We start from the raw sequence: 14,774 nt of genomic DNA on the forward strand, positions 1-14,774 counted from the left end.
TCTGCTTTTGGCTCTAGTCCCTACTTTCATTCATCTTTGTGAATTTTGTCGTCGGGACTACCTTCTGATTAGTACACGGAGAAAGAATCTACAACATTTTCCATAGTCCGTTTAACCCTCGCCCAACGTTTTTCGGGAATTGAGGCGTTGAAAGTAAACAACTTGCCACGACTAACAGCAACACTAGCGATGTTATGCCGTTGTTGATTATTCGGTAGTTTTACCAAATACTCTAATATATAGTAAATTTTACCTTCATCATCTTCTTTTTCTCGTGCATCCACTAATTCGGCTGTCCGACCAGAATCTGAAGGTGCAAGAGCAGCTTTGCCCAACTTATACCCAACTTCTGTGGGAGAACCCAGTTCTTTTAAAGTTTTACCTTCGGACACAGGACTAATTACCACAGAGACATTTTCGGATATTTCGATCAAATCATGGAAGACTACATCAGGGCCACTAGCAACTTTCACTGGTAGCCAGCCGTTAGGGTAAGAAAATTGATAGCCATCAGCAGTATCTACATAGCTTTTAAATCCAGCCGCCGCAGCTATACCAGGATTACTCAAGCTGAAGCTCAAAATTAATAAGCAAATAATTGCAATTCGTTTCCACATTGTTAAAGATTCCTTTGGGCTGGAAGCAACAAAAGTTAAGCATTATTGATCGTTTTCATTGTCCCACCAACTGGGTCGCAGCGGATGAGGCATCACAAGAGGAGATTCAGTTATATATGCTGACAACTATCGAATTGCGCTGGTTTTACCCTGGTCAAATCCCAACAGAGATTGAACAATGGTTTCCCCAAAACTGTTCACGAGAAAAACGAGAAGACTGGTATCTTTACGCGCCAGCATGCGATTATTTAGGAATTAAACTGCGTCAAGAACGCTTAGAAGTCAAATGGCGCAAAGCAGAATTGGGTGTACTGTGTTTTGGGGAATTAATCGAAGGTAAGGCAGAAAAATGGAGTAAGTGGATGTGTAGCGATTCCACAGGAGAAAGTTTTCAGCCGTCAATGGTGTTTGGTAATTCTGTTTGGGTGAATGTTCAAAAAGTGCGCCGTTTGCAATCATATAAAATCTTCCCAAATTCTTCAGTACAGGCAGTTTCCAGCAATGAAAGTATTGATAACGGTTGTAGTGTGGAAATTACGCAACTGCTAATTCAAGAGCAAACTTGGTGGAGCCTAGCATTGGAAGCTGTCGGAGAATATATTCATCTGCAAGAAAATCTTTATCTAATGGCAAGTTGTGTATTTAATAACTATCGAGGGACAAAACTCATAGCTGCAAATTCTTATGCCTATCCCCATTGGCTAGATTTGATTTTAGGGAACTATAGCTAAAGTGCTGGGTATAAACTTAGGATTGACAAGGCTTTGATATAGCAGGGGACAGGTGACAGGTGACAGAGTTAAAAGTCTTTTATTGTCTAAGTTTTATCGCCTAGCGATGTCCTAACTACCTTGGCTACAGCTATAAATCAACGCTGTCCTAATCTAAATGACTACGGCGGTAAAATTAGCCTTTAATTTTTCACAAATGACTAAGGACTGTTGACTAAACAATCTGCAAAACAACAAGTGTCATATCATCAGTGTTTTGCCTATCAGCACCGATGAATTGCTGAACTTGGTCAAATAGGTACTCGACAATTTCTTCTGGGCCGTTGCAATAACGACAAGCAGCACTAAAAGCGGCTACAAAATTTTCTTCATCGAAGCGATCGCCACTAGCTGCCGCCGCATCAGTTAAGCCATCGGTATAATAAATTACTGTATCTCCAGGTTCTAACTGTACCTGGGCATCTTCATATTGACTGTTAGCATCTAAACCAATCAGCATCCCTAGAGTATCCAAACGGCTAACTGTTTTTGTCGCTGCGTGCCACCATAAAGGAGGATTGTGTGCCGCATTGCTGTAAGACAACATCCGAGAAATCGGATTGTACTCAGAATAAAACAGCGTTACAAAGCGGTGGGAATTTTCCAAATCCGCATACATAACTCGATTCAAATTTTGCAAAATCCCCGATGGGGAATTGCCATGTAATACTTCGCCCCTCAACATTCCTCGCATCATTGTCATAATCAAACCAGCGGGGACACCCTTTCCCATCACATCTCCAATCACAAAACCCCAACGGCTAGTTTCGGGAGACACTCTACTAATTAACTGCAACTGATTATGATTGGTAGGAATAAAGTCGTAATAATCGCCACCCACTCGATTAGCAGGTTTACAACGTGCTGCTAAGGATACACCAGGAATATTTGGGCATTGACGTGGTAAGAGTCGCCGTTGAATTTCTGCGCCAATTTCTAATTCTTGGTCTAGGCGTTCTTTTTTCCGCAGTTCTACTGCTAGTTCATCATTTTCAATTGCTACAGCTGTTTGGTCTGCGACCAAGCGCACTAGCTTTTGTCTCGTTTCTGTCCAGCTATAGTCCGGGTCACGGCTTAAGACATATAGCCAGCCTCGTTCTGTATGCTTAACTAAAATTGCCGTGCCAAATATTTGGACATCTGGCCCCAAATAGCGGTGCATCTGATCATCCAAGATGCCCGTGGAACTGGCTAGAGGGGTGCTATTGGGCAATAATGTAATTTGACTACTGGCTGTTTCTAGGGCTTTGCGGATATTTTTGCGCTGGCGACTGTCCTGCCAGTGTAGTTGCTCTAATCTAACTTGACCGTTAGGTTTATAGAGAAATAAGGCACTACCATCGGCATCTGTCACCCTAGTTGCCATCAACGGAATTAGTTCTAAGAACTGATTTAAATTATTGAAGCTTCTGAGGGCAAACCCTAAAGAACTCAACAAATCCTGAATTTTGTTTTGTTCTCGGTGTAACCTGGCGACAAGTTCTTTTAGTGCCACGACGGGTGTGACATCGGTTGCGGCACTGTTATTACCATCAGTAGGTTGAAAAGGCACTTGAGACACAGGCACAGATACTATCCAGTTAAGATTAGTAGATTGTAAATTACTTAATAACTTTACTTTGGCAGAATATTGCTAAATAATATTGAGACAAGATCACTCAATTTAGCAAGAGTAGAAAGACGTAGGGTATAGCTAGAAAAAAGTATGGCATTCGCTGATTTTATTTCTAACTAAATACAGATACAGAAATTCCATGTATTTTTACGGAAAAGCTGATTAGTACAAATCAGTAACTACCTCCATGACAGAGGAAGCTTTTCATGATCAGAGAACTTAATTAGCAAATCATACATCATGAAACATAAAATTTCTTAATTAATTAATTAATTAATTTTTCCGAATTTGCCGATTTTTTCTTAGCTCAGAGAAATACCCAGATAGGGAAATAAACGATAACTTAAATTTTCTAGTTAAAATTTGCATTTTTCTTGGTCGTTTGAGTAAATTTCTAGCTTCTAATTTATCTCCAGAGAACATTTATATATTCTTCAACAAGGTATAGCTAAGTGCTGTTAGCATTAGCGTGCTTTGAGTGATATAAATTCATATATTTCCCTCACTGAGACACCTGGGTTTGGGTAATGAGAATAACACGCCTTTGCTTACTCACCAACTAATTAGCTTGAGTTTTTGGTTTTTTCCAGTATTTATAGCAGTTATCAATTAGGTTTACAAGGTTATTGCCCAGAGTGTAATCCTGAGACGCAAGTAGGTAGGCGTAAATAACTCTCGTGAGGATAATGTATTTTTCTCAGACGATAGATTGGGAAGCGATCGCCTGCTTGATCAAAAACCTACACTGCACGCTAACGTCAGTGTAGGCTATGATTTTAGCCACTCAATAGAGCCTCAACAAACTCGTAGCTAGAAAATGGGCGTAAGTCTTCAATTCCTTCGCCTGCACCAATAAAGCGAATCGGTAAACCTAACTGCTGCACCACGGCCAGCGCCACACCGCCCTTAGCTGTACCATCTAGTTTGGTTAATACAACACCACTAAGTTGGGCTGCTTGAGAAAATACTTCCGCTTGACGCAAGCCATTTTGACCGAGAGTGGCATCTAAAACCAACAAAGATTCGATTTTGGCATTCGGAGCTTTTTTGTCGATAATCCGCCGAACCTTACTCAGTTCATCCATTAAGTTCTTTTTATTTTGCAATCGCCCAGCGGTATCGACTAATAATAATTCTGTCTCCCGTGCTTGGGCTGCGGCGATCGCATCAAATACCACGGCAGCGGGGTCTGTATTTTTACCAGGATTGGCAATGACTTCTACGCCACTTCTGGTTCCCCAAACTTTCACCTGTTCGACAGCCGCCGCCCGGAAAGTATCTGCGGCACCAATCAAACATCTATAGCCTGATTTTTGGGCTAAGTGAGCAATTTTGCCGATAGTTGTGGTTTTACCCGCCCCATTCACACCAGTAATTAACCAAATATTTAGGTGATCTTTTTCTGGGGCAAAGCTGGGTTTGTCAGATTTACGGATTGGCTCATCCAACATATCCCGCAGAAGTTGTTTTAAGTAAGCGATCGCTTCTTCTGGTGGTGTAACTTCTTCCCGCAGTTTTTTCTGTAAAGCACTGATAATATAATCTGTGGCTTCTACACCCACATCAGCTTGTAAAAGTACAGATTCAATTTCTGTTACCGCCGCTTGGTTAAGTGGCCCTTGTCCAACAATTGCTTTGAGTTGATTGAGAATGTTACGCCGGGTTTTGTCTAACCCTTGCCGTAACTTTTTCAGCCAAGTTATTTCTTCGATCGAAATGTCTTCTGCTCGTCTACCTTGAGCCGCCAATAATTCTGCTGACCAGACAAAGCCTTCATCAAATACCAGATCTGGTATTTCAGCAACATTTTCTCCGCTAATAGTCGCAGGTTGCGCCAATTCCGGTTCTGGGACTTCTATCGCACTGGCGAGAAATCGCTCTTGCTTGGCTTGCCGTTCTGCTGCTGCTCGTTCTAAAAAAGACAATGCAGCTGTTTCTGTAGATGTCGGTTCTGTAGTTTCTACCTCTGTTGCAGGTACTTCCTCAACAGTTGTCTCTGTTTCGATAATGGCCACAGGTTCTGGGCTAGGGGTTGCAACCTCTTCCGTCACTGCGGCTATTGTTTCTGGTGTTGCTGATGGTGTTGGGGCAGGTTCTTCAGTTTCCGATTGTTGTTTTTGCTGAATATTTTTATAAGCAGCTTTAGCAAACGCCAACAAATCTGCTGCCGATTCTGGTGCAGTTGTTGGGTTGGTATCAGATGTTTCGGTTGCCTCTGGTTGGGTTACAGGTGCTGGAGTATTTTCCGCCTGTTGGTTTTCCGAAGGGGTATCAGAAGAATCATTATATTGACGACGAAACCAATTAAAAGCCATTGCCGCTAACGGTATGAGTTGTTATGTAAGTTAGGAGTTATGAGTTAGTAAGTTATGAGTTTAATTGAATTTGTTACTCTTCCCTGTGGTGAAAACCTCCGGGATATCCTCACCTCTCAATGTCGGGTTACTAGGAGGGAGGTAATTGATCCCCCGCCAGTAACTGACTTCTCCTCACCTTCAACTCACAACTTAGCATTCATAATGCTTACAAAGTTAGGATAAAACACTGGGCAATTTTTTTTGTTCTGTAAATCGGCGCAGAACTCCATTGATAAATCGATGACCTTCATCTCCACTGTAGCGTTTGGCTAACACCACTGCTTCGTTGATTGCCACACTGTCAGGAAGGTTTAAAAATCCCATTTCTGCTACAGCTATGCGGAGAATATCGCGGTCAATTTGTGCTAGGCGATTGACTTGCCAATCTACTAAAGCGGCAGAGATTTGTTCATCAATAAAGATCCGATGTTCATTGACTGTTTTGACAATTTGAATAGCATACCTGCCCACTTCTCTGTCTTGATTGGCGAGTTGAATCAATTCTGGGAACTCAACTGCTGCACCTAATTGATTAATGGCAGTTTGGGTGTAAGTAATCGCTTCTTGCAGCATAGTTCTCGCGGTATTCATGTCTGACGCACGAGTTTGACTAGTTAAGAGGCGATCGTTACTGCGTTGCAATTCAGCGGCTGCATTATCTAAAGTATCTTGAACTTCTGTTCTCAGGGTACGCACGGTGGCTAAAACCAATTTGGGCAGATGTTCCTCGGTTAATTTTTTGGGGTTGACTGGTAACTGGCTAAGACTTAACAGCGCCAGTTCACGAGCAATTTGTTGAGGTTTGCGGTCTTGCATGGAAGTGAGTGCTTAAGCACTAAATTAGGGGTTAAAAGTTAATTGATTTTGACAAAGCCAGACATTCATAATATCTATTTACTTGTGCCTTTGCCGGATAAATTTTATATTTCCTCGACGGAAATTACTGAATGTTTAGGTTCTCTCGTTGCGACTTCCACATTTTGTTCTTTACCTAGAACTAAGGGCGGTAAGGGAGTATTCGGTGCCACAATTCCACCAGAAACAACGACCTTAAAAGCGTCTTCAATGGACATTGAGAGGTTGATGACATCTTCCTCTGGTACTACGGCATACCATCCTGTCGTTGGGTTGGGTGTAGTGGGGATAAAAACACTCAACATCGGGCGAGACATCTTGGCTTGAATTTCATTACCCATAGCACCTGTGACAAAAGCGATCGCCCAAATTCCCTGTCTGGGATACTCTATTAAAACTACACGGCGAAACTTGCCATTAGAATCTTTGAGTAGAGTTTCTAAAAGTTGCTTCAGGGTTTTATATACCTGACCAGCTAAGGGGATCGCCTGTAATACTCGCTCACCAACATCGAGCAACCAACGCCCGGCAATATTCCGAGCCATTAACCCAATTAACAAAATACTTAACAGTGGTACTGCTAGACCTACTGCTAAATTCAGTATATTTACTAAGATTGGGTGTAGTCCATCAAAGGGATTGAGTTGTTTGGGAATTTGGGTAAGAAAGTCGATTACCCAATTGGCGATCGTAATCGTTAGCCAGATGGTCGTTGCTAGGGGTATAACCACTAACAATCCAGCTATCAGGTCATTTTTGAAGTCCTGCTTTAAGCGATCAATTACCAAACTTCGTTTCTCCTTTTTTAGGCTAGTGAAACTCTGATGATAAGAATTCATACCCAGCAGATGCTCAGTTTGGGCTAGATGCACTGATGACGTTTTTGACCATAAGCTACTTTATGAAATGGTCAATAAAAGCCTGTTGCCTTGATCTGCCAGAAAAGTAATTTATTTTTCGCTAGTTAGGTATAGATATCAAGAGACATAGCTAACTATGGAAAATTGTGCCATCTGGGAGGATGTTACTTTTCTTTGTACAGCTTGTAAATGATTGTTGCAAATATTTTAATTATTACTGATCCTACCGCGCTCTCTCAAAATCTGTCCATACTTCTAAAAGTTAGATATTACAACTAAAATTCTCCTGGGAAATAGTCTAGAAATAGCCAGGAATTCAATAATATTTTTCTGAAAAACCTTTGTTATAAATTTTAATAAAATTACTGACGAAAAATGATAAAACTTACGCAGGAAACCGAAAAATCGAGGCTTAGTTAAGGATGCCGGAGTATAAGTTGTGTCTTGCCCCAAAAACATTGATTTAGGGTGTAGGTGTTTAATGGTATGAGGATTGCTGGAACAATTATTCTCTTGTGGTTTTTAGAGTTCTGACTCATCACTTGCTTCAAAACCGGCACTTATGAGTTAGAGGGGTGTAGATATTCAAAACCCTTACACCCAATCTTAACAACTAACCTTCGTTAGTAAGTCCTGATTCTTTATCCTTCTCCAGCAATTTGTGTAGCCACAACTTTACTGCCTTCACTTTGATATGTTGTCTTGTCTAAGCTAGGTGTAGGCAGATACTTCATTTCCCATACTTTTAGCAAAATCAAGTATTCATAAAAAGCCTGCAATGTACACCAAGCCATTCCCGCGCGACCGTCTAAGCAGCCACCTAAAAGAAAATACATATATAAAAAGCGCAAAAAAGGTCTAGCAGGTAAACGCAAAGACAAATCTTTTAAAGCACGCCGTCTTTCTACTTCAGTTTTGCCAAAAAATAAATCTCGCCAGTCAACTTTGCCATTTTCTAGTTGATGTAGTGTCTCTTGCGCTTCATCTGTAGAATAACGATTGTGTTTTTCAATCCAACGGCTCAAGCCTTTGCCACAAGTGTAATGTGGGTAAGTTTCTTTTAAAAAGCTCGTAGCACCTTCGCAAACTTCCCGTTCCGTGTGACCATAATCTGTAAACCAGACCTTACCGTGGCGGAAAAGACGCATCTGATAACGAGGATATTGGGTGCTATAGCGAATCCAACGATTCATGAACATCACCCGTTCAGCAACGTAGTAACCAATGTAGTTGGGATTCTGCATTGCTTGGGTGCATTCAGCGAATAGTTCTGGTGTCATACGCTCGTCAGCTTCCAGAATATAAACCCACTCGTATTTCGGAGGTATAGACTCTAGCATCCAGGTGCGTTGACGACCGTGGCTTTCAAAGGCGTGTTGAACAACGCGGATGGGATAGCGACTGGCGATTTCCACAGTGCGATCGCTACTGCACGAGTCCACAACTATAATGTCATCTGATAGCATTGCCGACTCGATACAAGGTGCAATATCTAGTTCTTCGTTATATGTCAGTATGTAAATTGAGAACATTTGCAGATTTGATAGCGATTTTACTAACTGTTAATTATTAAAAAGTATGAAGTATGAAGTATGAAATTTTACGCTTCAGCCTTCAGACTTCATCCTTGCTTTACCGGGCAGCTACTTTACGTCCACCAGTTTGTAAAGCACCGCCACCTCTTAATCCTGTCCAGCCAATAATAATGTACCCAATAGACAACAAAAGACTGCTCATCCCAATTCTTAAGCCAGACTTCCAAGCGTTGTCTCTAGCTTGTTTTTCCGCATCTTCTTTACGCTGGCGAATTTGGCTTAATCGTTGACTTGCCAGTGCTTGAGGATCGGTTTGTTGGGCAATAAATTTGTCCAGTTCCTGAGGATTAGCTTTAAACTTCTGGAGTAAGTCTTTCTGTGATTGTGGCAATTGAGGATTTGCCAGGGCTTGTTTATACTTTTGATCATCTTTGAGCAATTCAGAAAACTGCCCCCTTGCTTGGGTACGGAGTTGTTCTAGTTGAGCTTTCCCCTGATCTGTATTGAGTTGCGCTTGAAATTGATTTAGTTGGTTTTTTAGTTGAGATTCTGCCTGATCTGCCTCTTGGCTAATTTGAGTGACAGTTTGTGCTTTGGCTTGATTAACATTGTTCAGGTGTAATGGAAAAATCAACAAGAAAATTAGCCCCAAAATACTAGATAGGATGAAAGCTGGGAATCGTAAGTCGATACCTTTAGAGCCACCATCACTAGCACCATCAATCCAATAGCCAGTCAGCAGAGAACCTAAACCAACCATAGGCACAATGCCTCGGTCAACTAGGGCTGTGGCTAAGTTAATTTGCCAACCGCGATCGGTGGGTTGAAAGGGTAGCAATAAAATGAGAAAGTCCAGCAAAAAGGACAAAATTAAAACTGCCCCAATCACTTTGAGGCCGAGGGCTGCGTTCCCGGAAGTAAAACGATTAGTCATATTCTCCAAACTTATAGTGAATCAGCGTGATTGTCCTATTTAAAGTTACTGGAATATTGTTCCTGTAACTCTGCCTGTTCAATAAAACTATCTCTTATATAGAAAAGGCAAATGTAATACTAGTTATTACCTGTAGGTTTGAAACTACACCACGGTAGCACTAGTTAACTTGAGTGTCTTCAGAAAATACTTGGTGTTTGAAGATACGAAATTAGCTGATATCAGGACTTATGCACAAAGATTATCTGTTGAGACTGAGTGTATGGGGGTAAGAATAAAGAGGCGTAAGGGTTTGGAACACCTACGGCTTTCTCTAAAACCTTAATTTTTCGTTTTCTTGGGTAAGTACTATGATATAAAAAAACAACTTTTATTTTCAGTCTCCTGTGAATTTATCTCAGTTAAACTCACTGCTGAACAACTGCCTCCCAGAGTGACAGATCCTCTGGTCGGTCAACGTCAGCCAAAGCAGGTAAGTAGGTATGTGAGACACCAATTTTTTCGGCAATAGCCACAGTTTGTTTTAATACCTGAGAAGTTCCCCAATCGATGTTAGCGAATAATTCTGGGATGAGGCGACGCACACCAATTAAGTAATAGCCACCATCAATAGCCGGCCCAAGTACCAAATCAACAGTTTGTAATTGTTGAAAAGCTGTTGCCAAAATTTGGGAAGTCATTCCAGGGCAATCGGTGCCAATGATAATCCCATATTCCGCACTCTTTTGGAAAGCATCAAAAAGCGATCGCGCCATCCGTGAACCTAAATCACCTTCACCTTGTGATTTATAAAGTAGTTCCAACCCTAACCAATCTTGCATTAATTGCAAATTTCCCCCAGTAAACCGGACTTCTACAGATATACCAATAGCTTTTTGTAATTCTTGGACTTGCAACAGAGTATATTCAGTCATTTGCTGTTGCAGATTAGCAGCGCCAACACTACCTAATGCTGGTATTAGCCGAGTTTTCGTCTTTCCTGGTTCTGGATAACGCGTAAAAATAATTAAGTGCTGTTGTTGGACTTCTGATAATTTCAGCACAGTATAACCTTAATTTTTATCAACTAAAATATCTTAATAGCAATATTTACCGCTGTCGTTAGCTGTAGAATGTTCCGTGCCTTTACGCATTGCCCCTAAAAGTGTAGAAGCATACACACACCGCCTAACTTTTCCACCATATTTACTAGAGAGCGTTATCTGCCCCAATACTTTAACATGGCCTCTATGGTCAAACTGAACATGACTTATTCCGTTAGACTGTTGCAAAGTTGTCTCATTTTCATACAGTTGCACATTCCTATCTAAATTATTCCAGTTAGCTTCCGAGGAATTTACATTAGAAGGATGAACTGCCCATTTGACAATTCCGTTTTGTTGACTAAAACTAGCTTGCCAAGTTAATTTATCTTTAGCTGCTTGATTTTGAGCTTGCCGCATAGCGCGATAAACTTCATCTTGGGCAGCATTAAGACGCTGAATATCGATAAAAGCCAGCCACTGTGGTATTGCCACAGCAACTAATAAGCCAATAATGATAACAGTTACTAATATTTCAGGTAGTGTAAATCCACTAATAGATTCACACTTATAATTTTTACTATGAGAAATAAATAAAAAATGCACTATATTCTTATTCAAAATTTCATGCACCCAACAATTTATCTAGCAAAGCAGATGATTTATAATCTAGTTTTTTAAACTTAGTTTATTTGTTAAAATAGCCTTTTTTCCAAAGATAAAAAGGACTAATCAAACTGCTTAAAAATAGCTGCATTTCACAAGCTGTCACCAAATCAGTTTGGATTTTTGTTTGGTATTTAAGTAAATGCAAGATTATTTTTCGCATATCATTTAACATATAAGCTAATAATGTCACTGGTCTTGCCCAGGGTTTAACATTAATCATTCTTGTAACACAACGACTAAAACCAATCCCACGGAAGAAGGGAATTAAATAATTTCTTGTTAATCGAGAGGCGCTAATTTTATGGTAAATTTCCATTTCTGGATTATACCAAACTTCCCAGCCAAACTTTTGAATATAAGATAACATTTCTAAATCTTCACCTGTCACCATATTCTCAGCAGTTCTCCCAGTCAAAATAAAATTATTAGGGATACTTTCTAACCAAGCTTTACGCCGGATAACAAGTCCTGCTGATGGTGGCAGTAATTTTTTAGCTGGTTCATATAGTAAAGGTAAATTACCTCGTTCTGTAATTGCTAAGAAAGCAGCAATGCGCTGAAAGTTTTCTGGTGGTTCTATTTCCCATAAAGGATGTATTTGACTAGCATAAGCACCCGCCTTCGGATAATTCTTGCCAAAAGTATAAGCTGTAGCTACCCAATTTAAATCTGGATAGTTGTCATCATCTAAAAAACCAATTAAGTGACCTTTTGCTTCTTGAACAGCAAGTTTTCTAGCAAATGCAGCGCCCTGTTTTGGTTCAAAATAATATCTCAAAGGATAAGGCTTTTGCCAAGTTTCTTGATGGTTTTGGACAATTTTTGCTGTATTGTCATTGCTATTATTATCTATAACAATAATTTCCCATTGAAAGTTTTCCGTATTAACCTGGTTGGATAGTTTCTCCAGCAACTCCGGCAAACGGTTGGCTCCATTATAAGTGGGTATCGCCACAGTAAATTCAATAGACATTTTCTTTTGTATAGGGTTTGATTTAATTACAAGCACTATCTTTAGCGCTTCGCATTCCACCAAGAAGTGTTTCTATAATCACGCATCGTTTTAGTCCATTAGCCTGTGTTATGTTGCTAGAGCTAGATGCAACTACTATTTTTATGGGTACTGTCGCATCTACAGGTAAAGTACCATTATTATCAAATGTAATTTTTTTAACTGTTGTAGTGATTAGGCTCACACTACTAGTACCCTGATTTGGATTATTCAGATTACTTCCTATCGATATTTGCCCTGTTTTTAAGCCTAAATCACTGAAGGTTTTATCTTTGGAAAAGTCAGGAGTTTCAGAATCAGGATGAAAGGCTAGTTCTGGTAGGTTATTACTGTTTCTTAAACTGACACTATATTTGAGTTTTTTGTTTTTAGCTTCTTGTTGTGCTTTTTGTAATACTGTTAAAACAGCTTCATTAGCTTTACCTACTCTTTGTCTGTTAATAAAAGCATTCCAAGAGGGGATGGCGATCGTAGCTAAAATACCAACCATAAGAGCTACTGCTATAACTTCTACTAAAGAAAATCCAGCATTTTCTTGAGAACTATATTGATACTCGTAATGCTTAGTTATTAAGCATTGTTTGGAAGAGTCAATCACTCTACTTTTTGCAGACTGTTGTCCAGATTTGCAGACTATTAATTTTTTCATAATTATGCTCCAGTTTACTCAATACCAAGGAAGCCACGACCTTTAATCTGAATATTTGCAGTTGGGAAATAAGCAGATTGCTGAGAATTATATTGAGCGCCAGTTTTAATTCGAGCTAGAGCATTACCTCTCATATATACTCTTGCTATGTACTTACTTGCATTTACGCAAGCATAGAAACTTCCTGTTCTAAAGGTTGTAGGAACGTTGGTTTTTGTATAGTCTGGAACTTGTTGCTCACCTGCTGATGTGTTACAAGCTGCTAGAGTGGGTGTTCCACTTGTACTTTGGTCAATATAATCTACTAATGTAGTGAACTTATTTGTGTTTAAATCGTAACTTACAGAATGTTTTCTCCAGTTACCTAACTTTTTCTTTAAATCTCCTTCTAAAGAGAGATCAAATGGCATAAAACCAGTGCTGGGTAACAACCGATATTTCACTGTTTTGGTAGTACTATTTATAGTTTCTGAACGACTGAAAGAACCAGTAATATCCCGAATACCATCTCTAATTTCCCACCTCTCAATACGGGTGGTAGTAGAATTCCAGGTGGCACTATTATCTTTAACTATGTAATAAGCTACCAAAGAATACAGCATATAATCTTGGTCGTTACAACCACCCCCACCAGTACTTGGCAGGTTGTATAAGCAACCTGCTCTACCAGTACTAGTGCTGGAAATTTGGACAGTTTGGTCTTTATTTAAAAAGTAGCGCTTCCAAAAAACTAGTACAGGAACTTTATTGGGGTTTGTGTCTGTACCATTTGGTAACTGTCCCAAAATTCCAGTGATTGAGTTTGAAGTTTGCCCATATATGCCATCAGCATCATAGATATATACTGCTTGTTCCATATCTTGGGCAATATATGCTAACGCTGCCTGTATTTCTTGTTCTGAGGTAGATTTTGCCTGTTCTTGGCGGTCTGTATTCATCACATCAATCATGAAACCCATCAAAGGTGTGATGACAAGAAATGCCAGAATCAAGGCTACCAATAACTCGACTAGTGTAAAACCTTTTGGCGACTGCAAATATTGAGATTTTTGCAGCTGAATTTTGAGAAGAAATCTGAGGAAATTTTTCATTTTGCAGTTTTCTCCTAAATTATTAAGCTGTTATTCATAGCTAATTTACTGACAACCTCCAAAACGAGAGCAGTAATCTTGAAATTTCGTTTGTTTAGATGAAACTTCTGTGACAATTTCAATTAATGGTGTTTGACGATCGCCTAAACCAGCCGTAAAAGTTCTGGCTTTGGAATTATTGGCTTTCATGGTTTTTAAGCTGCTACTACCATTAAATGCATCTGCCCTATAAACCCGCACGCCTAAAAGGTATCCTTTGGTAGCATCATCAGTGGCAGCACTAAGAGTAGTAGCCGTTGTACTCCGAAAAGCTTGGATGATGAAGTCTTGAACACTAGTCCTTGTACAACCACCTCCATCCCGATCTATGCAGTACAAACTAGTAGTGACTGTGGTTGGGTTAGAACTATTCTGACAGTAGCCGTTCGTAGGACTGGAGCATGTAGGCAAAGTTGAACTAGGCGCTGCTACTCCAGAGAAAGTACCTCGTTGTGAGCTAAAAGTTTTGTTAGTCGCATTCACCTCATTCAATTGAACTACTTGGTTAGGAATATTAATTGATCCAGCCTTAACCCCATCCATGTAAGCTCTAGCTGCTTGGCTGGCTAATTCAACACGTCTTGCTTGAATACGAGTGGCAAATGATAAAACTAGCGCAGGTGCGATCGCAGTCATTAAAATAGCAACGATCAGCAATGCTATTAAAGACTCGATGATTGTGAAACCACTTTCACTAGATTGAGCAGATTTTAGTTTGATTGCTATGTTTGCCACTGTTATTTGTTGAC

Annotated in this window: 14 protein-coding genes; 1 reads left to right on the plus strand and 13 read right to left on the minus strand. The window is 40.0% G+C overall.

The window, feature by feature from the left end; all coding sequences use genetic code 11:
* Positions 1-68: 68 nt before the first annotated feature.
* Positions 69-617, minus strand: a complete 549-nt coding sequence (gene psbP, locus IQ244_RS18405; protein ID WP_193896661.1) for a photosystem II reaction center PsbP — start codon at positions 615-617, stop codon at positions 69-71.
* Between the two features lie 116 nt (positions 618-733).
* Here psbP and IQ244_RS18410 point away from each other — a divergent pair, with 116 nt between their 5' ends.
* A complete protein-coding gene (locus tag IQ244_RS18410) occupies positions 734-1,348 on the plus strand; it encodes a hypothetical protein (RefSeq protein ID WP_193896663.1) in 615 nt (204 codons plus the stop codon).
* Between the two features lie 214 nt (positions 1,349-1,562).
* Here IQ244_RS18410 and IQ244_RS18415 read toward each other — a convergent pair whose 3' ends face one another.
* The 12 genes from IQ244_RS18415 to hpsB form a co-directional block, all read right to left on the minus strand.
* Complete coding sequence (locus tag IQ244_RS18415; protein ID WP_193896666.1) at positions 1,563-2,954, minus strand: PP2C family protein-serine/threonine phosphatase; 1,392 nt, start codon at positions 2,952-2,954, stop codon at positions 1,563-1,565.
* Positions 2,955-3,778: 824 nt separating this feature from the next.
* Positions 3,779-5,317 carry a signal recognition particle-docking protein FtsY gene (gene ftsY / locus IQ244_RS18420; RefSeq protein WP_193896668.1) on the minus strand — a complete coding sequence of 513 codons (1,539 nt, stop codon included), beginning with the start codon at positions 5,315-5,317 and terminating at the stop codon, positions 3,779-3,781.
* A 216-nt stretch (positions 5,318-5,533) separates the two neighbouring features.
* Positions 5,534-6,175: a transcription antitermination factor NusB gene (gene nusB / locus IQ244_RS18425; RefSeq protein WP_193896670.1), complete on the minus strand. Its 642-nt coding sequence runs from the start codon at positions 6,173-6,175 to the stop codon at positions 5,534-5,536.
* Positions 6,176-6,279: 104 nt separating this feature from the next.
* Positions 6,280-7,053: a DUF502 domain-containing protein gene (locus IQ244_RS18430; protein ID WP_193896673.1), complete on the minus strand. Its 774-nt coding sequence runs from the start codon at positions 7,051-7,053 to the stop codon at positions 6,280-6,282.
* Between the two features lie 662 nt (positions 7,054-7,715).
* Complete coding sequence (locus IQ244_RS18435) at positions 7,716-8,606, minus strand: glycosyltransferase family 2 protein (protein WP_193896675.1); 891 nt, start codon at positions 8,604-8,606, stop codon at positions 7,716-7,718.
* A 100-nt stretch (positions 8,607-8,706) separates the two neighbouring features.
* Positions 8,707-9,543: an HpsJ family protein gene (locus IQ244_RS18440; protein ID WP_193896677.1), complete on the minus strand. Its 837-nt coding sequence runs from the start codon at positions 9,541-9,543 to the stop codon at positions 8,707-8,709.
* 407 nt (positions 9,544-9,950) lie between these two features.
* Positions 9,951-10,586, minus strand: a complete 636-nt coding sequence (locus tag IQ244_RS18445; RefSeq protein ID WP_193896679.1) for a TIGR04282 family arsenosugar biosynthesis glycosyltransferase — start codon at positions 10,584-10,586, stop codon at positions 9,951-9,953.
* Positions 10,587-10,619: 33 nt separating this feature from the next.
* A complete protein-coding gene (locus IQ244_RS18450) occupies positions 10,620-11,186 on the minus strand; it encodes a pilus assembly FimT family protein (RefSeq protein ID WP_228059000.1) in 567 nt (188 codons plus the stop codon).
* 67 nt (positions 11,187-11,253) lie between these two features.
* Complete coding sequence (gene hpsE, locus IQ244_RS18455) at positions 11,254-12,207, minus strand: hormogonium polysaccharide biosynthesis glycosyltransferase HpsE (protein ID WP_193896680.1); 954 nt, start codon at positions 12,205-12,207, stop codon at positions 11,254-11,256.
* A gap of 22 nt (positions 12,208-12,229) precedes the next feature.
* On the minus strand, positions 12,230-12,895 hold the full coding sequence (locus tag IQ244_RS18460; protein ID WP_193896683.1) for a pilus assembly FimT family protein: 666 nt from the start codon (positions 12,893-12,895) through the stop codon (positions 12,230-12,232).
* 14 nt (positions 12,896-12,909) lie between these two features.
* Positions 12,910-13,986, minus strand: a complete 1,077-nt coding sequence (gene hpsC / locus IQ244_RS18465; protein ID WP_193896685.1) for a hormogonium polysaccharide secretion pseudopilin HpsC — start codon at positions 13,984-13,986, stop codon at positions 12,910-12,912.
* Between the two features lie 45 nt (positions 13,987-14,031).
* Positions 14,032-14,760, minus strand: a complete 729-nt coding sequence (gene hpsB / locus IQ244_RS18470) for a hormogonium polysaccharide secretion pseudopilin HpsB (RefSeq protein ID WP_416209783.1) — start codon at positions 14,758-14,760, stop codon at positions 14,032-14,034.
* Between the last annotated feature and the right edge of the window lie 14 nt (positions 14,761-14,774).

The sequence above is a fragment of the Nostoc sp. LEGE 06077 genome (assembly GCF_015207705.1).
Taxonomy (GTDB): Bacteria; Cyanobacteriota; Cyanobacteriia; order Cyanobacteriales; family Nostocaceae; genus Nostoc_B.

Bases quoted from the DNA above. Each gene is read 5' to 3' on its own strand.
- psbP (WP_193896661.1), bottom strand. From the start codon at position 617: ATGTGGAAACGAATTGCAATTATTTGCTTATTAATTTTGAGCTTCAGC.
- IQ244_RS18410 (WP_193896663.1), top strand. From the start codon at position 734: ATGCTGACAACTATCGAATTGCGCTGGTTTTACCCTGGTCAAATCCCA.
- ftsY (WP_193896668.1), bottom strand. From the start codon at position 5,317: ATGGCTTTTAATTGGTTTCGTCGTCAATATAATGATTCTTCTGATACC.
- nusB (WP_193896670.1), bottom strand. From the start codon at position 6,175: ATGCAAGACCGCAAACCTCAACAAATTGCTCGTGAACTGGCGCTGTTA.
- IQ244_RS18430 (WP_193896673.1), bottom strand. From the start codon at position 7,053: ATGAATTCTTATCATCAGAGTTTCACTAGCCTAAAAAAGGAGAAACGA.
- IQ244_RS18435 (WP_193896675.1), bottom strand. From the start codon at position 8,606: ATGTTCTCAATTTACATACTGACATATAACGAAGAACTAGATATTGCA.
- IQ244_RS18440 (WP_193896677.1), bottom strand. From the start codon at position 9,543: ATGACTAATCGTTTTACTTCCGGGAACGCAGCCCTCGGCCTCAAAGTG.
- hpsE (WP_193896680.1), bottom strand. From the start codon at position 12,207: ATGTCTATTGAATTTACTGTGGCGATACCCACTTATAATGGAGCCAAC.
- IQ244_RS18460 (WP_193896683.1), bottom strand. From the start codon at position 12,895: ATGAAAAAATTAATAGTCTGCAAATCTGGACAACAGTCTGCAAAAAGT.
- hpsC (WP_193896685.1), bottom strand. From the start codon at position 13,986: ATGAAAAATTTCCTCAGATTTCTTCTCAAAATTCAGCTGCAAAAATCT.